Below are 19420 nucleotides of genomic sequence, written 5' to 3'. Positions count from 1 at the left end.
GTGGCGTCCTACGCGGTCATCAGCATAAAAGAGAAGAGCTGCGCTGAAATGTAAGAGTAGGCGCAAAACGTTGGGCGGAATTGGCGGGGCGGCCGGCGCGCGTCACCGAAGCCGGCGAGAATGCGTCTCGCGGCATCGCGCCACCACTTTTCATTCCACACAGAAAGCATTCCCCATGACCAGCAGCATGTACACCACCTCCATTCCCGTCTTCAAGCAGATGCTGGGCGGCCTGAAGGGCGTCCTGGCCAAGGCCGAAGCCCATGCGGCCGCCAAAAACATAGACCCCAATGCCTTGCTGCAGGCGCGCCTCTATCCGGACATGTTCCCCCTGCTGCGCCAGGTGCAGGTGGCCAGCGACTTCGCCAAAAGCGTGTCGGCCCGGCTGGCCGGCGTCGAAGTGCCCAAGATCGAGGACAAGGAAACCACGTTTGCCGAGCTGCAGGCGCGCATAGACACCATACTGGCCTTCATCGAGGGGCTGGGCGCGGCGAAGTTCGACGACGCCGCCGTCCGCGAGATCGTCACGCAGGCCGGCACGCCCAAGGAAAAGCGCTTCACGGGCCAGTCCTACCTGCTCAATTACGGCCTGCCGCACTTCTTCTTCCACACCACCACGGCCTATGCCATCCTGCGCCACAACGGCGTGGAAGTGGGCAAGAAGGATTACATCGGCAGCTATTGAGCCATGGGGAGACGTGGGCGGCCGGCGGGCCGCCGCGGCTCAGTGCCTGCGCAGGTTCTGCGGTTGCGTCTTGTCGTAGATGCTGGCGGGATAGGCGGCATCCGCGCCGCGCACCAGCATGTCGGCATCGCGGATCGCGAAGATGTGCGCGATGTCCTGCTTGATATCGCCGCCGGCCGCCATCGGGTGCGCCGTGGGGCTTTCCCACACATGGCGGTCGGGCAGCGAGGTGTAGGGGCAGCTGTCGCCGCAGTCGATTTGCCACGAAATCCCATACAGCCACTGTTCGGCATGCGGCTCGAAGCGGGTGATGTCCACCATCAATGACTTCTGGAAGGCCAGCGCGTAGGTCAACAGGCGTATGTCCCAGTGCTTGATGATGATGCGCAAATACATGCCCTCGCCGCGGCTGCGGCTGGAGACCAGCAGCATCTGGCAGTCCAGCCATCCGGCCGGAATGCCGTGCCGGCGCATGGAGTCTTTCAGCAAGACCTGGATCAGCTGGCGGCGCAGGGCATTGGCGGAACCGTCCTCAATCGTGGAGGGGCCCTCATGCGCGGGCCGGGTGCTGGCAGGGGCGGTTTTTGTGTGGCCGTTGAGGCCGAATAAGTGCCGTATGTTCATGTTGCTTCCCCTCATCCCGCTCAAGCCGAAATCGTGTTGTTTGTTCCATTCACCCGCGGGAATGGCAAATGTTACAAAGTGTTTTGTATGCTCCTCTTCTGGCTTTGACAAGTCAAGCAGACGCTTCCCGAAAAGCGGAACTTTTTCATGAAATAGGCCTGCAAAGAAATCTATTTACGCAGATATAGGAATGAAAAAGAATGCAGTTGGCCTGTAGGTGAGCCAAAGACCTTAAATGTAAATACTTGTAATAAAACCTGTGGGGCACCGGTTCCGGCGGCAACACGCCGAGCGAAGCCGCCAGGCGGCACGCGAGCTGTTCGCCGCTCAAGCAGGCCTAGGCCCGCACAAAGTACACAAAGGTGGTGCGCGGAAAAATATGCCGGTACACCGGCCTGGCAATCGCGCGTGCCAGGTTCCTGGCCTGCAGCAGGCCCGAGGCGCTGTTGTACAGCCGGTAAAGGCTGGGCCGCAGCGGCTTGAGGCCAAACTCTTTTCCGAAGGCGACCAGCGAGTCGTGGCTGAAGGCATTGATGTGCTCCAGCGGGGCAATCGGCATCTGCTCACCGGGAGACAGCGTGCCGAAATTTTTTCCCCGGCCGATTTTTTTCAGCGCGGCCGCCGCATTGGGCACGCTGATCTTGATGACGCCGTCGCCCGACAGCGCGTCGCGCAGTTTTTCGAGTACCTGCCGGGGTTCGGTCAGGTGTTCGAAGACTTGCTCGGTGTTGATGAAGCGAAAGCGCCTGGGCGGCAGGTCGTCCAGGCCGACGACGCGCAAGCCTACGGATCTTCCATACTCGGCGCGCTCCTTGGAAAGCTCCACGCCCCACACATTGCAGCCGAAGCCCATGGCCATCTTGGACCAGTGTGCCCAGCCAAAACCGAAGTCCAGCGCATCGAGCTCGCCGGGCGGCAGGCCGAAGTGCTGGATGATGAACTGCACCTGTTCCGCGAGGTAGCGATATTCGTCCAGGCTGTAGTTGCGGTGTTCGCGCTCCAGCTCGGTGCCGGGCACCCAGTCGTTGTAGATCTCGCCCAGCAAGGCGTCGTCGGGCACCTGCTGCTGGAAGACCATGCCGCAGTCCTCGCAGCGCGCGAGGGTATAGACACCCGCTTCGGCCGTCCTGGACGCATGGCCCTCATAGTGCCTTGCCAGATAGGCCTGCATGCCGGGGCCGGTGTAGGGCTCCTGGTAGACCACGGCCAGCGAGCTTGAAAGGCAGGCAGGGCAGCAGGCCCTGGTCTTCAAGGACGATTCGCGCGGCAGCGTGGCGCCTCCAAACGCGCGCGCCTGGCGCGGCGCCGGCAGGTCTTGCCTGCGGGATGGGGACGCCGGTTCAACCGGCAGGCGCGGGAATTCCAGCGAAGGGCTGGCAGGCATCATGTTCATGGGTGGGTTCCGAAGCGCCGCAAGGCAGCAGTACCAGTCACCTTAGCCGCTGGTGGCGTGCGCGCGGTAACCCGCTGTAATCCATGTATCGGCTTCCTGCCTTGAGGCCGCTGCCCGTGCGCCGGTTTCTTTGCGCGCGGCGGCGTTGGCTGACAAGGCCTAGCCGCGACTTTCCCCCGGAGCGGGGGGAGCGGCGCGCAGCGGGCGCCCCTGCCTCAGGCCATGCGGCCCCTGTTTTCGACCACCACGCAGCCCGTGATGCGCCACGCTTTGTTGCTTTGCCGTTCCAGGCTGTAAACCGCGAGCCACGAAACGCCGCTGCTGTCGGCCATCTGCACGCGCTGGACCGCCTGGTCGTCCTTGCCGTCGGGTTTGAGGAAGGCGACCGAGGCCGGGCGGTACACCACCGGGTAATCGCGTCGCACCATGGCCATGAAGGCCTGGGCCGTTCCCAGCGTTTTGCGAACATTGGGCGCGGCAAACGAAAACGCCTTGGCCGCGTCATCTTTGGCGAAGGCCGCAAGCTGCCCCTCCACGGCGGCGCGCACGCCTTTTTCGTCGGCGGGCGCCAGCGGGTCGGCATGGGCCATGCCGCACAGCAGCACTGCCGCCATGAAGGCGGCCAGCAGGCGGCGCCATTGCGCCGGGGCCGGGTGTGAATGCGTCTTCATGTTGCCTCCTCTGTTGCCGCCGGTGCGCGCGGCTGCCAGCCAAAAACCAAGCGCCTTGCCGCATCATGCCGCAAGCAGCCTTGCAGCGGGTACGCGGCCGGTGGCGTTGCGGATGCGCGGCGCTAAAACAGTTCGCCGCGCGCCAGCACCACGACGCCGCCGCTGACCATGATGTCGCCGGCCGCGTCGGCCTGCACCATGATCTTGCTGGGGCGTCCGACAAAGCGCCCCTGCTTCAGGGTAATGAGCTCGCCGGCGGCGGCCGCGCCATGTTGCATCAAATAGGCGCCCACGGGGCCGGCCGCGCTGCCGGTCGCGATGTCTTCCACCAGCCCGGCGTTGTCCCAGGTGCGGCCTTCGCGCGCCGCGACGTCGAACACGTAGGCAAACTTGGCGCCTACCGTGGCCAGCAGCGCTTCGAAGGCCGGGTGCACGACGCGCGCGCGGTCCAGGCCGCCCGCCGCGGGCACCAGCAGGTAGGGCAGGCCGGTCGACACCACCTGCAGCGGAAAGCGGATATCCAGCTGGGAAGCGTCGAGGTTGAGCGCCGCCAGAAAGGCCTGGCTTTCGGCGCGGCCCAGCGGCGGCTGCAGCGTGGCCTTGCCCTGGTTCATGCGGGCGTCGTAGGTGGCCGCCGCGCCTTCCAGCCGCGTGGTGGACAGCGCGACCGCGCGCGTGCCCAGCATCAGGGTCCAGTCGGCGGATGCTTGCCCGGCGGCATGCAGGTGGTGCAGCAGGCCGGCCGCGCCCAGCAGCGGGTGGCCCGCGAAATCGAGTTCTTCCTCCATCGTGAAGATGCGCGCCTCAAAGCGATGGCCGGGGCCGGCGGGCGTGAGGAAAATGCTCTCGAACTGCCGCATCTCCACCGTCAGGCGCTGCATGGTGCGCGCCGGCAGCGGGCTCTCGGGCAGGAAGACCGACAGGCCGTTGCCGGCCAGCGCTTCATGGGTGAACACATCGACCTGGTAGTAGCCCAGGCCTGTCAAGGAAGTCATGCTGTTTCTCCTGGAGGCCGCGCGTGACGGCGGCCTGCAGGGGAATTATCGCGGGGCCAAGAACAGGTTCTTAGATGCCAAGAATCTTCTTGGCGCTGCCCAGCGCCTTCATCGAGTCGTCGTGTTTGCCTTCCTTGTGGAATTTTTCGCCATCGGCGCGCAACTCTTTGACCTTGCTCATGTCGGCGGGCGACAGCTTGGGGCTGGTCATCAGTTTGGCGTCTATGGCCTTCATCTCGTTGGGGCAGTTGTGGGCCAAAGCCAGTGAGGATGTGGCTAGCGCCACGGCGGCAATGATGAGCTTCATGGGAATCTCCACCTGCGTCAGAAAATGCTGACGGGAAATACTAGCAAGCCGACGGGCCGCTCACAAGGGCAATTGCCCGCGGCAGCTAGCCGATCTGCAGCTGCGAATCGTCGATGAAGCGGTAGGGTGGAATCTCCAGGTTGGTCGGGGCCGGCACGTTTTTCACCACGCGGCCGGCCAGGTCGAAGCGGGAACCGTGGCAGGGGCAAAAAAATCCGCCGGGCGCATGCAACTCGGCATTGAGGGCGCTGTCGTCCAGGCGCAGGGTCGGCGAGCAGCCCAGGTGGGTGCACACCCCCACCGCCACCAGGATCTGCGGTCGCTCGGAACGGGTCGCGTTGGCGCAGGATTTGGGTTGTTCGGAGCGCTTGGACTCGGGATCCGCCAATACCGGGTTGGCTTGTTGCAGCGCGCGCACCATCTCATCGCTGCGGCGCATCAGCCAGACGGGCTTGCCGCGCCAGGCCACTGTGCGCAGTTCTCCCGTCGCCAGCGTGGAAATATCCGCAAGCACCGGGCCGCCCTCGGCGCGTGCCGCTTCAGAGGGTGCCAGGCTGGCGGCAAAAGGATAGGCGGCGGCCAGCAGGCCGGCGCCGGCGGCAATGCCGGTTGCGGCCGCCAGCAGGCTTCGCCTGTCGGCGTCCTGCAGGGTTCCTTCGTCAATCGCGTGAACCAGCTCGGTGACGGTCAGCATGGTTTGGCTTTGTTGGGCGGCCCAGGTCAGGGCCGGGTTTTATCCGCGTCCGCACCCCACAGGAACATTTCCCTGGAGGATTGCTCCGCTTTCACATTCACTTTCCTGCTCAGGGTCTGGCCGGCCAGCGTGGCCTCCACGGCATAGCTGCCCGGCGCCAGCCTGGCCAGCAGGAAGGGGCCTTCCGAGGTGGCCTGAAGAACTTCATCACCCCGGGCATCTCGTATGCGCACCTTCACGTCGGCGGCGAAGTCGGCGCGCTGCCTGTCCTTGATGGCGAATTCAAGCGCCAGCGGCCACTGCCTGCTGGCGCTCTGGATGGCTGCGGATTCGTCGGCGCCTATGCCGCCGCTCAGGTATTCAACCGGGCCGCTGCGATGCACAGCCGGCAGGGGCGCACGAGCCTGGGCGAGCGCGCCGCCCGCCACCAGCGCGGCGAGCAGGGCCGCCGAGGCGGCCTTCAGGGTGAGGGCTTTCATTTCAACATGCTCCTTTTCGCAAAGAGGGGCAGCAAATGGTCGCAGTGTGCTGCCTGGGCACTGTTTCAGGCGGGCGGGTCATCACACCGTAGCAGGCTTTGCTCACCGGATGTTCCCCGCTGCTGGAAACCATTGTTCGCGGGTCAGCTTAGGCTGGACTTAAACGAAAAAAGGGCAGGCGGGCGGACGCGCCTAAAATTCCCGGCAGCTGTCACTTGAACCACCTGGATCCATTACCCCATGCCACTCGAAGTCCTTGAAGCCCAGACGGGCGACAACCCTGTCGCCACCATCCTCATCATGCACGGCCTGGGGGCGGACGGGCGCGACTTCGTGCCGATCGCCGAGCAGCTCAACCTTTCCAGCGTGGGCCCTGTGCGTTTCCTGTTCCCCAGCGCGCCCTCGATTCCCGTGACCATCAACGGCGGCTACGTCATGCCGGCCTGGTACGACCTGCTGGGCGCCGACCTGGTGAGCCGGCAGGACGAGGCCGGGCTGCGCAAGTCGCAGGCCGACATTGAGGCGCTGATCGCCCATGAAACATCGCGCGGCATTCCCGCCAGCCGCATCGTGGTCGCGGGTTTCTCACAGGGCTGCGCCATGGCGCTGATGACGGGCCTGCGCCACGGGGAGCGGCTGGCCGGCATCGCGGGGCTGTCGGGTTATTTGCCGCTGGCCGACAAGACCGCGGCCGAGCGCAGCGCCGCCAACCGGGATGTGCCCATCTTCCTGGCCCATGGCACATATGACGGCGTGGTCGTGCTGCCGCGCGCCAGCGCCACGCGCGATGCGCTCACGGCCATGGGCTATCCGGTCGAGTGGCATGAGTACCCGATGGAGCACTCGGTGTGCCCGCAGGAAATCGTCGACCTCGAGAAGTGGCTGCTAAAAGTCCTGGCCTAAGGCAGTGGCTCAGGCCGGCTGGGCCACCCGCGCATCGCGCGCCATGCGCCGCACGCGCCACAGCAGGAAAAACGCGATGCTGAAGTTCAGCAGGTTCCAGGCCACGCCGTTGATAAAAGCCGCGTGGTAGGAGCCGGTCAGGTCAAACACCTTGCCCGACATCCAGCCGCCCAGCGCCATGCCCAGCAACGACGCCATGATGACCGTGCCCACGCGCGCGCCGGCCTCGGCGGGCTCGAAGTATTCGCGCACGATGATGGCGTAAGCCGGCACGAGGCCGCCCTGGAACAGGCCGAACAGCGCGGCGATGACATACAGCGACACCAGCCCGTCAAAGGGCAAAAACAGCAGCAGCGCGATGCCCTGCAGCACAGAGCCCAGTATCAGCGTGCGCAGCCCGCCTATGCGGTCGCAGATGGCGCCCGACACCAGGCGGCTCACCACGCCGCAGGCCAGCATCAGCGACAGCATTTCGGCGCCGCGTGCCGCGCCGTAGCCCAGGTCGGTGCAATAAGACACGATGTGCACCTGCGGCATGGCCATGGCCACGCAGCAGGCCACGCTGGCCACGCACAGCAGGGTTTGCGCCGCGCCCGGGCTCAAGCCGAAAGGCATGCTGCTGGCGGTGGCCGGCAGGCCGCTGCTGCCCACGCTGGACGCCACGGCCACCGGCGGGCGCTTGCGCATCAGCAGGGCCAGCCCGGCCATGGCCACAAAGCTGAAAATGCCCAGGCCCAGGTAGGTCTGCCGCCAGCCCACGCTTTCCACAAAATGCTGCACGATGGGCGGCCAGATCGCGCCGCCCACGTAGTTGCCGCTGGCGCACACCGCCACGGCAAAACCGCGCCGGCGCACAAACCACAGCGAGGTATCGGCCAGCAGCGGCGCGAAGGTGGCGGCCGACCCGAGAAAGCCGATCAGCAGGCCGTGCGCCAGCGAGAACATCCATATGTTGCCGGCCATGGCCGCCAGCGCGAAGCCCAGGCCCAGGCCCGTCGCGCCTATCAGCAGCGGCACCATCACGCCGAAGCGGTCGGCCAGCCGGCCCATCATCACGCCGCCCACCCCGAAACCTATCATCAGCAAGGTATAGGGAATGGAGGCATCGGCGCGCGTGACGCCAAAGTCGGCCTGCACTGCCGGCAGCACCACGGCCACCCCATACATGCCGCAGGCGCCGACCGTCATCAGGGCCAGCGTGACCATCAGCCGCATCACGGCGTAACGCGAGTCAACAAGTGACGAGGAATCCTGGGGGTGGGGTTGTATGGGAGCGGTGGTTGCGGGCGGAGGGCTCATCAGCCCAAGCGTACACCAGCCGCCAGCATGCTGCAGGGAAGCGGTGGGCTAGGCGCAGGAGGCCTCGCCCGCCTGCACGCGCACCCGGCCCACCATGTTCATGCACAGGGTGCGGGTGTAGCTGCTGTTGCTGGCGAGGGCACCTGCCGCCTGCACCAGCCAGCGGCTTTGCAGGCCCACGGCGCGGCCGTTGGCGTCAAAGCTGATGTGGTTGCGATTGTTGACGGGACTGCCCGCGTTGTTGACCGCCAGAAAACTCCCGGTGTTCGCGAAGGCGTCCTGGACGCGCACCACGGTATCGGTGCCGCTGTCGAAGGCGCCGTCCCCGTCCTCGTCGGTAAAAACAATCCAGCCCTCGCGCCAGCCGCCGACGGCCGCGCCGTTGCCGCTGGAGCATTTGGGCGGGTTTGCCGCCGGGTCGGCGCTTCGGCAGATGGTGACGGTTCTTCCGCGCCGCATGGCTTCGCCGCGGGCATAGCGGGCGTCCGTCACAAAGGCGTTGATGGTCCAGGAGACACGGGTGCTCGCGACCAGTCCCAGAAAGGAGGGAATCGCGAAGCCCGCAACAATCGCGATGATGGCCAGGGCCACCAGCAGTTCGATCAAGGTGATCCCGCGCGGCCGCGGGCGGACTGAAAGACGGCATGCGCCGGCCGGTGGAGTGGTTTTTGAGGGGGTGTTGTCGAGGCGCTTGGGCCCGGCCGCGGCAGGGGCGGCCGCAGCCTGGTGCTGCAAATTCATGGCGGCTGATCCGGATGTTTGGAAGGAACATCCGGACCGTACTGGAGGCCGCCGTGTCGGCGAGGGTCAATTGTCCGCTGCCGGACTTTGATTGCTGGAAATCGTGCGCGATGTCATGCGGCGCGAAGTGAGGGCGCCTTCGCGCGGGCGGCCACAGGATGTGGCGGCCGTATTTTTATCAGGAGCGGCCCGGCCGCCCGGCGACCTTACAGCGGCGACGGCCGGGTGGCTTCGTAGCCGACCGGCGCGGGGTTGCCTTCAGCCCGTATGCCCAGTTCCTGGTCGCGGATGCGAAACAGCCGCTCCAGGTCTTTCATGGCATCGTTGTCGGCAGCCGTGGGTGCGGCCGCGACCAGCGCGGCCTGTTCCGCTTGCGGCGTCTGCGGCGTTTGCGGCGGCTGGGCCTGGGCCAGCGACGCGAGTATGGGTGCGGCGGCGGCTGCCGCGGCGGCCGCGCTCATCGGCGCACTGGCCGCGGCGACGGGCTGGATCAGGGGCTGGCCGGCACGCGGCGGCGCCACGCGGGGAGCGGGCTTGGCGGCGACCGGGTCGGCCCAGTAGGATTTGTCGGGCATGCTGCGGTAGGGGCAGGTGTCCGCGATGTCCAACTGCCATGAAATGCCGTGCAGCCAATGGGTGGCCTGGGGTTCAAAGCGGGTGATCTCGACCATGAGCGCGTTCTGGAAGGCGTAGGCATAGTCCATCAGGCGCTCATCCCATTCGCGCACCACCAGGCGCACATACATGCCCTGGCCCTTGCTGCGGCTGTTCACCAGCAGCATCTGGCAGTCGATCCAGCGCGGCGGTATACCGTATTTGCGCAGCGCATCGCGCAGCAGCACCTGCACCAGCTGGCGGCGCGTGGCGTTATCCGAGCCGTCCTCGATGGTCAGCGGGTTGTCCCGACTCGAGGCGGGTGTGTGTTTGGCTGCATTCCCATGGCGTGATCCACCAAACAGCGTATTTATCAATTTTTTCATTTTGGCGCGCGCTCATCGCAGTTTCAGGAGAATTTCCCCCTGAAGAATCAAAGATTTTTGGAGGTTTGTGATCTGAAACACAGGTGTTACTGAATGTTTTTTATCGTCGTCCAGCTTGACCGACAAGTCAAGGAAGTTTCAACAGCCAGGCTTGGCCGCGTCGCTCGCTTTCCACATTCAAATGGCTAAAGTGTGTATTTGTGCCGCAAACGCATGTGCCTGTCCGAAATCCGGCCGGCCTGCCGGCCGGGCCGCCAGACCCCACCCGGCCTGTGCTGGCAAGCCCGCCCGCACCAGCGCAAAGCGGCGGGCTGTGATAACTTCCAGCCAGTTTCAAGAACCTGGGGGAATGACGATATGACCAAGTTGCAGGCGCCCGCGGGCGCGCTACAGGGCCGCCTGAAAGCGCTGACCCCGGACCGGCTCAAGGGCATGCGCCGCGGCATCGAAAAGGAAAGCCTGCGCGCCCAGCCCGGCGGCGGCCTGGCCTTGACGCCGCATCCCGCCGCCCTGGGTTCGGCCCTCACACACCCGACCATCACCACCGACTTCAGCGAATCACAGGTGGAACTGGTTACGGGCGCGCACAAAAATCCCGAAGCCGCGCTGCAGGAGCTTACGCGGCTGCACCAGTTCACCTACCGCACCATGAAAGCGCTGGGCGACGAAATGCTCTGGGTCTCCAGCATGCCCTGCGGCCTGCCGACCGACGAAACCATTCCCATCGCGCGTTTCGGCTCGTCCAATGTGGGGCGCGCCAAAAGCGTCTACCGCATGGGCCTGTCGCACCGCTACGGCCGGCGCATGCAGACGATCTCGGGCATCCACTACAACTGGTCGCTGCCCGATGTGAGCAGCGAGCAGTACTTCGCGCTGATCCGCAACTTCCGCCGCCAGGCGTTTTTGCTGCTTTACCTGTTCGGCGCCTCGCCCGCCGTGTGTTCGAGCTTTGTCGAGGGCCGCCAGCATGAGCTGCAGACCCTGAGCGGCAGCACCATGTACATGCCCCATGGCACTTCGCTGCGCATGGGGCGCCTGGGCTACCAGAGCGATGCGCAAGCCTCGCTGGCCGTGAGCTACAACAGCCTGGACGGCTACGGCGCTTCGCTGCAGGACGCGCTGACCCGGCCTTACCCGGCTTACGAGGCGGTCGGCATCCGCAACCCCGGCGGCGACTACAACCAGCTGGCCACCACGCTGCTGCAGATCGAAAACGAGTTCTACGGCACCATACGCCCCAAGCGCGTGATCTACCCCGGCGAGCGCCCGCTGCACGCGCTGCGCGAACGCGGCGTCGAGTACATCGAGGTTCGCCTGATGGACCTGGATCCTTTCGAGCCGGTCGGCATCAATGCGCAGACCATGCGCTTTCTCGACGTGTTTTTGCTGCACTGCCTGCTCAGCGACAGCCCGAACGACACGCCGCAGGAAATTGCCGAACTCAAGCACAACCAGCACCAGACCGCGGCGCGCGGCCGCGAGCCCGGCCTCAAGCTCAAGCGCGGCGGGCAGGAGGTCCTGTTGACCGGCTGGGGCGCCGAGGTGCTGGCGCAATGCGCGCCCATCGCCGCCGCGCTGGACGCCGCGCACGGCGGCACGCAATACAGCGATACGCTGACGGCCGCCAGCGCCGCCTTGCTCGACCCGTCTACCTTGCCCTCGGCCCGTGTGCTGGCGGCCATGGCCGGCGAACACGGCAACTCTTTCGTCGGGTTCGCGCGTGCGCAGTCCCAGAAAACCCAGGCCCTGCTGCAGGCGCTGCCCCTGGGCGCGGACGAGCTTGCGCACTTTGCCGCGCTGACCGAGGAGTCCATCCAGGCGCAAAAGAAAATCGAAGCCTCGGACACCATGCCCTTCGAGATTTACCGCCAGCAGTATGTCTCGGCCGAGCGCCTGGGCATGCCGGGCCGCGAGGCCGTGGCCATCTGATTCTTCGGGGTGCGGTCAGCGCCGCCGCAGATCACGATAGCGCGGCAGAAGAGGACCGCTACGAGTGCTAACCAAGCTCCCGCGCGGCAAGCAGTACTGTGGCGGGGATTGTGTGATTTTTAACGATCAACTCGCCCACTTTGCCCGCAGCCAGAAGTCATTGGCTCCCTGCGGTTGGATGCATAGCAAAAATGCACAAACTCCGGCCAGCATGGCGGCGATATACACGATTGTTTTGATGGTTGCACCGCTATGCTTTTACATCGCGAGTCTGAATGGATGATTTATTGGTATGCAGTGCCATTTCAAAGAACTGCCGCTTTTCGATTTAACGATGTGCGATAAGCATCGATCTTCCTTTGGATCGCAGCAAGCAAAATACTGAGCAGGAAAGTGAAAAGCAAAACCTGTATGGGGGGGCGGTCAATCCCAACCGACAAAAGAGCATCAATCACCAGAAAATGGGAGATGTAGACAGGGAAAGAGAGCTCGCCAAATTGCTTGTCAAGTGCCGCATGCTTCGACCACTCAAACAGCAGAGGGATGGTCAGGGCCGCATACGCGTAGCAAACCCAATACGCGGCTTCGCCCAACTTGTTGTGAATGACATTGAAAGATAGAGCCATCAAAACCGGAGACATGGCCACCAGCGCTACCGAAAGTCTGGAACTGAACGCTTTCAGTACTTTTTCCTTTAAATGGGTCCAGATGGTGTAAGACAGCGATCCAGCTAAAAAAAGTGCAAGCTCGAATGGAAAAAAGGCCGTGCCCAATGTCTCTTGCGGTGAGCTGTAAGCCCAGAAGATTGCCCGCGACAAAATAGACAAGAAAAATAATCCAGCGGCTACTTTCCAACGGAGGATGGCGAACGGGACAATTAGATAGAAAGTGAGTTCGCAGGCCAGTGTCCAGGCTTGTGGGACAAACTGATAGTGGACAATCCAAGGCAAGGGGTGGTTACGGACATTACTGGTGAGTTGCAAAGTCCCATCAGCAAGTCGGTGTGCAAAACCCTGCAAATCCATCCCAAACAATGTGATTTGAGGGGCATAAACAAGAATCCACGCCCATCCGGTCAAAGGTGCATCTATGGGGGCAAATAAAGGGGATTCATAGCCTTGGATGAGGCCATACCATGCGATCGGAATCGTCGCTAGCAGGACAATGAAATAGACGGGATAGATTCGTAGTGCTCTAGATACATAGAACGAACGCACGGGACTTTTATAGTGACGGTAACGTTCATTCCAGACCATGGCCATATAAAAACCAGAGATCAGGAAGAACATCTGCACCGCGAATCGCGGGTCAAACAATGGCAGCCGGAACTCAAGGTGTTGGATTACCACCATGAGTGCCAGTAAAAGACGAAGCCCTCCCATCTGATCACCTTGTAGCTGTATTTTTTTAAACTTCCGCAGGTTCGCATGATAGCGTTAGCGCCCGGAGGTGCTTTCAGGTTTCCTGCGCATTGTGTTGATCACATCAAGATTCGCTTCAGGCGCGAAGCAAGCGATGTCAATTTGACCAGCCCAGGGAACACCTTTTTCCATTCTGCCCTCACCGCATTCAACATGGGCTTGGCCACCGGCGCCGGAAAAACACCGTCGGCCTGGGTTCCAATGGCACACTCTTGGCCTCGCCAGGTGTTCCTGCATTGGAAGCCGACGGCGGACTTTTTACGCCCGGCCTGGGCACGGCCGTCAGCGCCAACGCCGGCCGCAGGGTGACCGCTTCAGCCAGCCCGAACCCTTCAACGCGATGCTGCGCATGTGGCTGGGGCCGCAGCCCGCTGATGGGGCCTTGAAGAACGCCTTGCTCGGCCGGGCTGTTTAGCCGCCCAGCTTCAGCAAAGCCTCTTCGCGCCAGTAGTCCACCGCCTCATACCAGCCTTCCCACACGCAGCCGTTGCAGCCGCGGCCGCAGCAACTGTCGGGTTCGGCAGGCGGTTGCCGCAGCGTGATGCCGGCAGCAGCCGCGCGCTGCTGTATAGCAGCAAACATCGCCAGCGCGGCGTCGCGGTCGGTGTTGTCCGGCATGGGCCCGGGAAAGCGCGGTGTCAGGCCTTGACGGGCGTCGCCATCCGCCGGCGCAGATACAGGCCGATAAAGGCACAGCCCAGCACCAGCGCGAACCAGCCTACCAGCGAGGATTTGGCGACGATGCCCTGCATGCCCGGCGAGGTGATGAAGTAGGGCGAGACCAGCACGCCCAGACCTATCAGCGTGCAGAGAATGCCTTTGATCAGCACCTCGTTGTTGGCCTTGAGGTCGGCGGCCGCCTGGCGGCGGGCGGGAACCACGGGTTTCTGTTCAGGTGCGGCGGGTAAGGGCATGGGAGGACTCGGTAGGTGGGGTGGCGGGGCGGCTTGCTCGCGGCCCTGGTGTGCGTTGCCGCGTCCCGGTGGGCCCGCAGCTGCGATACCCCGATTGTCCTCCATCGCGCCCCGGGGGGTAGGCGGCGAGCCCGGCCACCCTTAATGATTTCTTAATACCGCTAAGAAGTCCTTAAATTCGCGTCGGCATCATCCGCTCCAGCTTAACCACCTGGAGAACCTGAAGATGACATCTCGCCCATCGCGTCCTGCCGCCAAACCCGCCGCGAAACCGTCGCCCGCCAGCCCGGGCGCGGCAGCGGCCAAGGCCTCGCTGCCGCTGTTTTCGCTGTTCCTGTTCGCGGCCCTGGCGCAGCAACCGGCCGCCGCCCAGCCCAAGCCCGAGCAGGCCGAAGGCGAATCCTCCTGGGGCCTGGGCCTGGGTGTCGGCATGGAGCGCAAGCCCTACCGCGACTTTGACAACAAGACCCGGCTGCTCCCGCTGCTCAGCTATGAGAACAAATGGATCAGCGTCGCCGGCCTGGGCCTCGATCTGAAACTGCCCTCGGCCGGCCCGGTGTCTTTCCGCCTGCGCGCGCGCTATTCGATGGACGGCTACGAAGCCTCGGACTCGCCTTTCCTGGCCGGCATGGATGAGCGCAAGGACGGTATCTGGCTGGGCGGCGCCGCCATCTGGCGCAGCGACATCGCCAACCTCTCGGCCGAATTGCTCGGTGATGCCTCGGGCAACAGCAAGGGCAGCAAGCTCAGGCTGATGGTGGACCGCCGCTTCCAGGCGGGCAGCTTCGACATCACGCCGCGCCTGGCCGCGACCCGGCTGGACGACAAATACGTCTCTTATTACTACGGCGTGAACGCCGCCGAGGTGCGCGCCGGCCGGCCCTTTTACCAGGGCGGTTCGGCCGTCAACCTGGAAGCCGGGCTGCGTGTGGGCTATGCCATCGCGCCGCGGCAGAGCCTGTTCCTGGACCTGAGCACCATCAAACTCGGTTCCAGCATCAAGGACAGCCCGCTGGTCGACCGCTCCAGCCAGAGCGGCGTGCGCGTCGGCTATCTGTATCGCTTCTAAGCCCAGCCAGCTTGTGCGGGGCCCTACCGGGCCGCGGCCCCGCACCTCAAGTTCTGGTGGCCCTCACATGAAGGAGTTACCCAACATGCAAGCCGACCCCCTCTATCTGATGAAGAAAGCCGCCTGGCGCGGCTGGATCCATGCCTTAAGCTGGCTGCGCAGGCACCGCGCCTACCCCGGTTGAGCCGGCTGAGCCACCTGCGCCGCTCCCCCGGCCGGCAGCGGAAACAGCACCCGCACGCTAAAGCCCTTGCCGTCCAGGCCGGTCCCGGTCGCTATGGCGGCCTCGTGCAACTGCGCGATGCCGGCCACCAGCGACAGGCCTATGCCGCTGCCGCGCCCGCCATTGCCCGCGGCACGGTGGAAACGGCGAAAGATCGCTTCATGCTCGGACTCGGGCACGCCCGGGCCGTCGTCGGCCACCTCCAGGCAGACCCGCTCCCGGCCGTCATCGCTGCGGTAGCCGCAGCTGAGCTTCACGCGCCCGCCCTCGCTGGTGTAGCGCAGCGCGTTGTCCAGCAGGTTGCGCAGCAGGATGCCGATTTCGTCGACGTCGCATTCGATGGGGCAGGGCGTGAGCGCCAGGATGATGGCGCGGCGCTGCTGCTGCGCCTGCATGTCGAATTCCTGGCTCACGTGCAGGATCAGCTCGCTGAGGTCGGCCAGGCTTTTTTGCGGCACGTGCACGCCCGCGTCCATGCGCGCCAGGTCCAGCAGCTGGTCCGACAGGCGTGTGCTGCGTTCGGCCACGGCCAGCAGCTTGACCAAAGCCGCGTCCTTGCCCTCCAGCGTGGTGGCGCGCAAGGCCACCTGGGCCTGCGCCTGCAGCGCCGACAGGGGCGTGCGCAGCTCATGGGCCGCGTCGCCGATAAAACGCCGCTCGCCCTGCATGGCCTGGTCCAGCTGGTCCAGCAGATGGTTGAAGGACTCGACCAGCGGCCGGATCTCGGTCGGCAGTTGCGCCACCGGCAGCGGCGTGAGGTCAAACTTGCGGCGGCTGCGCACGGCCGCCTCCAGCGTGGTCAGCGGGCGCAGCGATTTGCCCACCGCGAACCACATCAGCAGACCCGCCACGGTCAGCAGCAGCGTCGTAAAGGCCAGCATCGCGAAGATCTTGTGGCTTATTTCCTGGTCGATCACGCTGTGGCGCATGGCCACTTGCACGCTGACCTCGCCGGTGCTGTCGGACACCGAGAAGATGCGCCAGCGCTCGCCGTTGACGGTGGCGCTGGTAAAGCCGTCGATGAAGGAGGGCAGCAGCGGGACGCGCGGCGAATCCGGCGCCCGCACGATCAGGTTCTTGCGCTCCGTCCACACCTGGAAGGTCAGGTTGACGTCGCGCGGAATGGTCTCATCGCGCAATTTCAGGCTTTGGCCGAAAGAGGGTTTCAGCGTCGCGCCGCTGGGGATGGCCATCAGGATCTTGGTGCCTATGGCCTGCAGCTTGCTGTCCCAGAGGCTGCTCTGGCCTCGCACGGTGTACACCAGCAGCACGGCGAGCGCACCGGCCCAGCACAGCGTGAGGGTGATGCCCAGCACCAGCAGCACGCGGCCCTTGAGCGACCTGACGAACCGGCAACTCACGGCTTGGCCTCGCCGATCATGTAACCCTGGCCGTGCACCGTGGTGATCAGGTGCTCACCCAGCTTGCGCCGCAACTGGTGGATGAACACCGCGATGGTGTTGCTCTCGATGGCCGTGGTGTTGCCGTAGACCACGTCCTCCAGGTGGTCGCGCGTGACCACATGGCCGGGCCGCTCCAGCAGCGCCAGCAGGGTGCGGTATTCATGCGCGCTCAGGGCCACGCGCACGCCGGCGCGTGTGACGGCGCGTTTGCTGCGGTCCAGGCTGATGTCGCCATAGGTGTGCACCGGCACCACCTTGCCCTGGCTGCGGCGCATCACGGCGCGCACCCGCGCCCAGAGTTCGTCGACCTGGAAGGGTTTCACGAGGTAATCGTCGGCGCCCGCGTCCAGCCCCTGGATGCGCTCGCTGAGCTGGCCGCGTGCCGTCAGGATCAGCACCGGCGTCACGTCGTAGCGCCCGCGCAGGGCCCGCAGCACCGTCAGCCCCGAATCGCCCGGCAGGCCCAGGTCCAGCAGCACCGCCTCGTAGACATGGTCGACCAGCGCCAGCCTCGCGGAGTGGGCGTCGCCCACATGGTCCACCGTCCAGGCAATCTGGCGCGCGGCGTCGCACACCGCTTCGGCCAGCATGGTGTCGTCTTCTACCAGCAGCAGGTGCACAGGAATAGCCTCTTTCGGTCGCTGTTGTTATAGCTGGCCTGGTTGTCCCCGGCCCGCTTGTCCCATGCAGCTATCGTGCCGGGGAGCCATTAAGCAATTATTAACAAGCACCCCCGTCCAGGCTCACTGCGTGTAGCCTGTTCCCCCCTCGAGGGGGCGGCGCCTGCGGTCTGGCAAAGCCAGTCCCGCGGCCCCCACTGATTTTTAAATGGAGGGGTGGAGGCCGCCTATTTTGCGGCACGGCGGCCCCTGGGACCGTAGCGGCGACAATTGGGGGATTGCAGGGGCCTGGAGGCCCCTGGCCCTGAACCCGCAAGCAAGCAAGCAAGAAAGAAACATCCCGATGGCCATCCAGTGGTTTCCCGGTCACATGCATCTGACCAAAAAAGCCATTCAAGAGCGCATCAAGGAAATTGATGTGGTCATTGAGCTGCTGGACGCGCGCCTGCCCGGCTCCAGCGCCAATCCCATGCTGGCCGAACTCACCAGCGGCAAGCCCGCGCTCAAGGTGCTCAACAAGCGCGACCTGGCCGACCCCGCGCGCACCCCGCTGTGGCTGGAGCATTACAACAGCCTGCCCAACACCCGCGCCATCGAGCTGGACGCCAGCGAAACCACGCCCGCGCGTCGCCTCATAGACGCCTGCCACGCGCTGGCACCCACGCGCGGCAGCATGGTCAAGCCCATGCGTGTGCTGATCTGCGGCATTCCCAACGTCGGCAAGTCCACGCTGATCAACACCCTGACCGGCAAGCGCGCCACCAAGACCGGCGACGAGGCCGGCATCACCAAGGTCGAGCAGCGCCTGGTGCTGGCCGACGGTTTCTATTTGTGGGACACGCCCGGCATGCTGTGGCCGCGCATCATCGTCGCCAAGAGCGGCTACAACCTGGCCGCCAGCGGCGCCATAGGCCGCAATGCCTTTGACGAGGAAGAAGTCGGGCTGGAGCTGCTCGACTACCTGATCAAGCACTACCCCGGCCTGCTGGAGGCGCGCTATAAGGTGGAAGTGGCGCCCGGCATCACCGACGAGCAATTGCTCGAGGCGATAGGCCGCAAGCGCGGCGCGGTGCTGGCCAAGGGCCGCGTCAACCTGCAAAAAGCCGCCGAAATCGTGATCCACGAATTCCGCGCCGCCACCCTGGGCCGCATCACGCTGGAGACGCCTGCCGAATTCGCCGAATGGCTGGCGGCGGGACGTTTGCTGGATGCCGAGCGGCAAGTGAAAAAAGACAAGATAGAGACCAACCGGCTCATCAAGTTCAAGAAAATCCCGCGCCCCGAAAAAAACCGCGAACCCGGCGAATCCTGAGATTCACCGGCGGTATGCGCCGGGCTTGATCTTCGTCAAGGCCTGCGCCGGCGCCTGATGGCATGCTTGGCGGCATTACCCCTCACCCACCGGAGGCCGCCATTCATAAACATGCCAGCGTGCAAGTCATCCTCGATGAGCACGCATCCCTTTCCGCCATGCTGCGCTCCATGCCCATGATGGTGGCGCGCGGCCCGGGCGACCATGCGCAGAAGTTTTTTGACGTGCTGCGGGCCATGCTGTTTTACATCGACGAGTTTCCCGAGCGCCTGCACCACCCCAAAGAATCGAACCTGCTGTTTCCGCGCGTGGTGCGCCTGGCGCCTGGAGTCATGCCCGTCGTGGAGCGGCTCGAGCGCGACCACATGAACGGCGAAAAAGCCGTGCGCGAACTGCAGCACCTGCTGCTGGCCTGGGAACTGCTGGGCGAGCCGCGCAAATCCGCCTTTGAGCTGCACTGCAAACGTTATGTGGACTTTTACCTCGAACACATGCGGCTGGAAGAGTCGGTCATCCTGCCGGAGGCGGAAAAGGTGCTCAGTGAGGCGGACTGGAAGGAGCTGGACGCGGCCTTCCTGGAAAATCGCGACCCGCTAGGCGGCCGGCATGGGGTGGACCCGGTGTATGACAGGTTGTTTTCGCGCATCGTCATGGAGGCGCCGGCGCCCATAGGGCTGGGTGACGCCTGAGGCCGACTGGCCGGCTGCGCTCGCGGACGCGACATTCGTACCGGCTGAACGTCCGTTTGCCTTACACGG

At 64.6% G+C, this 19420-nt stretch carries 21 protein-coding genes; 6 read left to right on the top strand and 15 right to left on the bottom strand.

The annotated features are described in order from the left end of the window. Nucleotides 1-175: 175 nt before the first annotated feature. Nucleotides 176-685 carry a DUF1993 domain-containing protein gene (locus BLQ85_RS12110; protein WP_074577309.1) on the top strand — a complete coding sequence of 170 codons (510 nt, stop codon included), beginning with the start codon at nt 176-178 and terminating at the stop codon, nt 683-685. Nucleotides 686-724: 39 nt separating this feature from the next. On the opposite strand, the gene BLQ85_RS12105 is transcribed toward BLQ85_RS12110, so the two are convergent. The 7 genes from BLQ85_RS12105 to BLQ85_RS12075 form a co-directional block, all read right to left on the bottom strand. Beyond that, nucleotides 725-1309, bottom strand: a complete 585-nt coding sequence (locus BLQ85_RS12105) for a hypothetical protein (protein WP_074577307.1) — start codon at nt 1307-1309, stop codon at nt 725-727. A 337-nt stretch (nt 1310-1646) separates the two neighbouring features. Beyond that, on the bottom strand, nt 1647-2702 hold the full coding sequence (locus tag BLQ85_RS12100) for a class I SAM-dependent methyltransferase (protein ID WP_074577305.1): 1056 nt from the start codon (nt 2700-2702) through the stop codon (nt 1647-1649). A 215-nt stretch (nt 2703-2917) separates the two neighbouring features. Then, nucleotides 2918-3373 carry a DUF4864 domain-containing protein gene (locus BLQ85_RS12095; RefSeq protein ID WP_074577303.1) on the bottom strand — a complete coding sequence of 152 codons (456 nt, stop codon included), beginning with the start codon at nt 3371-3373 and terminating at the stop codon, nt 2918-2920. Between the two features lie 122 nt (nt 3374-3495). After that, nucleotides 3496-4368 carry a PhzF family phenazine biosynthesis protein gene (locus BLQ85_RS12090; protein WP_074577300.1) on the bottom strand — a complete coding sequence of 291 codons (873 nt, stop codon included), beginning with the start codon at nt 4366-4368 and terminating at the stop codon, nt 3496-3498. Nucleotides 4369-4438: 70 nt separating this feature from the next. Next, nucleotides 4439-4675 carry a hypothetical protein gene (locus BLQ85_RS12085; RefSeq protein WP_074577298.1) on the bottom strand — a complete coding sequence of 79 codons (237 nt, stop codon included), beginning with the start codon at nt 4673-4675 and terminating at the stop codon, nt 4439-4441. A gap of 85 nt (nt 4676-4760) precedes the next feature. Further along, nucleotides 4761-5369: a ubiquinol-cytochrome c reductase iron-sulfur subunit gene (gene petA, locus BLQ85_RS12080; RefSeq protein WP_074577296.1), complete on the bottom strand. Its 609-nt coding sequence runs from the start codon at nt 5367-5369 to the stop codon at nt 4761-4763. 26 nt (nt 5370-5395) lie between these two features. Continuing rightward, entirely contained in the window at nt 5396-5848 is a 453-nt protein-coding gene (locus BLQ85_RS12075) for a hypothetical protein (protein WP_074577294.1), read from the bottom strand. 240 nt (nt 5849-6088) lie between these two features. On the opposite strand from BLQ85_RS12075, the gene BLQ85_RS12070 reads away from it, so the two are divergent. Beyond that, nucleotides 6089-6751, top strand: a complete 663-nt coding sequence (locus BLQ85_RS12070) for an alpha/beta hydrolase (protein ID WP_074577292.1) — start codon at nt 6089-6091, stop codon at nt 6749-6751. A gap of 9 nt (nt 6752-6760) precedes the next feature. Here the strand turns inward: BLQ85_RS12070 and BLQ85_RS12065 are convergent, their stop codons facing one another. From BLQ85_RS12065 to BLQ85_RS12055, 3 genes are all read right to left on the bottom strand, one after another. Further along, nucleotides 6761-8050 carry an MFS transporter gene (locus BLQ85_RS12065; protein WP_074577290.1) on the bottom strand — a complete coding sequence of 430 codons (1290 nt, stop codon included), beginning with the start codon at nt 8048-8050 and terminating at the stop codon, nt 6761-6763. Nucleotides 8051-8098: 48 nt separating this feature from the next. Further along, entirely contained in the window at nt 8099-8791 is a 693-nt protein-coding gene (locus BLQ85_RS12060; protein WP_074577288.1) for a GspH/FimT family pseudopilin, read from the bottom strand. 206 nt (nt 8792-8997) lie between these two features. After that, nucleotides 8998-9771 carry a hypothetical protein gene (locus BLQ85_RS12055; RefSeq protein ID WP_074577285.1) on the bottom strand — a complete coding sequence of 258 codons (774 nt, stop codon included), beginning with the start codon at nt 9769-9771 and terminating at the stop codon, nt 8998-9000. Between the two features lie 357 nt (nt 9772-10128). Between BLQ85_RS12055 and gshA the strand changes: the two genes are divergently transcribed. After that, nucleotides 10129-11700, top strand: a complete 1572-nt coding sequence (gene gshA / locus BLQ85_RS12050) for a glutamate--cysteine ligase (protein ID WP_074577283.1) — start codon at nt 10129-10131, stop codon at nt 11698-11700. A 305-nt stretch (nt 11701-12005) separates the two neighbouring features. Here the strand turns inward: gshA and BLQ85_RS12045 are convergent, their stop codons facing one another. The 3 genes from BLQ85_RS12045 to BLQ85_RS12030 form a co-directional block, all read right to left on the bottom strand. After that, nucleotides 12006-13082 carry an acyltransferase family protein gene (locus tag BLQ85_RS12045; protein ID WP_083336838.1) on the bottom strand — a complete coding sequence of 359 codons (1077 nt, stop codon included), beginning with the start codon at nt 13080-13082 and terminating at the stop codon, nt 12006-12008. A gap of 450 nt (nt 13083-13532) precedes the next feature. Beyond that, on the bottom strand, nt 13533-13739 hold the full coding sequence (locus tag BLQ85_RS12035) for an oxidoreductase-like domain-containing protein (protein ID WP_074577279.1): 207 nt from the start codon (nt 13737-13739) through the stop codon (nt 13533-13535). A 20-nt stretch (nt 13740-13759) separates the two neighbouring features. Then, the gene (locus BLQ85_RS12030; RefSeq protein ID WP_074577276.1) at nt 13760-14035 is read right to left on the bottom strand and encodes a hypothetical protein; all 276 of its coding nucleotides are present in this window, start codon (nt 14033-14035) and stop codon (nt 13760-13762) included. 226 nt (nt 14036-14261) lie between these two features. Between BLQ85_RS12030 and BLQ85_RS12025 the strand changes: the two genes are divergently transcribed. After that, a complete protein-coding gene (locus tag BLQ85_RS12025; RefSeq protein WP_074577274.1) occupies nt 14262-15104 on the top strand; it encodes a MipA/OmpV family protein in 843 nt (280 codons plus the stop codon). Nucleotides 15105-15275: 171 nt separating this feature from the next. Here the strand turns inward: BLQ85_RS12025 and BLQ85_RS12020 are convergent, their stop codons facing one another. Together BLQ85_RS12020 and BLQ85_RS12015 are read right to left on the bottom strand one after the other, a co-directional pair. Next, entirely contained in the window at nt 15276-16688 is a 1413-nt protein-coding gene (locus BLQ85_RS12020) for an ATP-binding protein (RefSeq protein ID WP_074577271.1), read from the bottom strand. Then, nucleotides 16685-17350 (bottom strand): response regulator transcription factor, encoded by a 666-nt coding sequence (locus tag BLQ85_RS12015; protein WP_074577268.1) that lies wholly within the window; start codon nt 17348-17350, stop codon nt 16685-16687. Before BLQ85_RS12015 ends, BLQ85_RS12020 begins: the two co-directional genes overlap by 4 nt. A 343-nt stretch (nt 17351-17693) precedes the next feature. Here BLQ85_RS12015 and ylqF point away from each other — a divergent pair, with 343 nt between their 5' ends. Both ylqF and BLQ85_RS12005 read left to right on the top strand, forming a co-directional pair. Beyond that, nucleotides 17694-18662 carry a ribosome biogenesis GTPase YlqF gene (gene ylqF, locus BLQ85_RS12010; RefSeq protein ID WP_074577266.1) on the top strand — a complete coding sequence of 323 codons (969 nt, stop codon included), beginning with the start codon at nt 17694-17696 and terminating at the stop codon, nt 18660-18662. A 62-nt stretch (nt 18663-18724) separates the two neighbouring features. After that, entirely contained in the window at nt 18725-19351 is a 627-nt protein-coding gene (locus tag BLQ85_RS12005; protein WP_074577263.1) for a hemerythrin domain-containing protein, read from the top strand. Nucleotides 19352-19420 lie beyond the last annotated feature (69 nt).

The organism is Polaromonas sp. JS666 (genome assembly GCF_900103405.1).
GTDB lineage: Bacteria > Pseudomonadota > Gammaproteobacteria > Burkholderiales > Burkholderiaceae_C > Polaromonas.
Note: the sequence above shows the minus strand (reverse complement) of the source record. Positions and strands in the feature narration are given on the sequence as shown.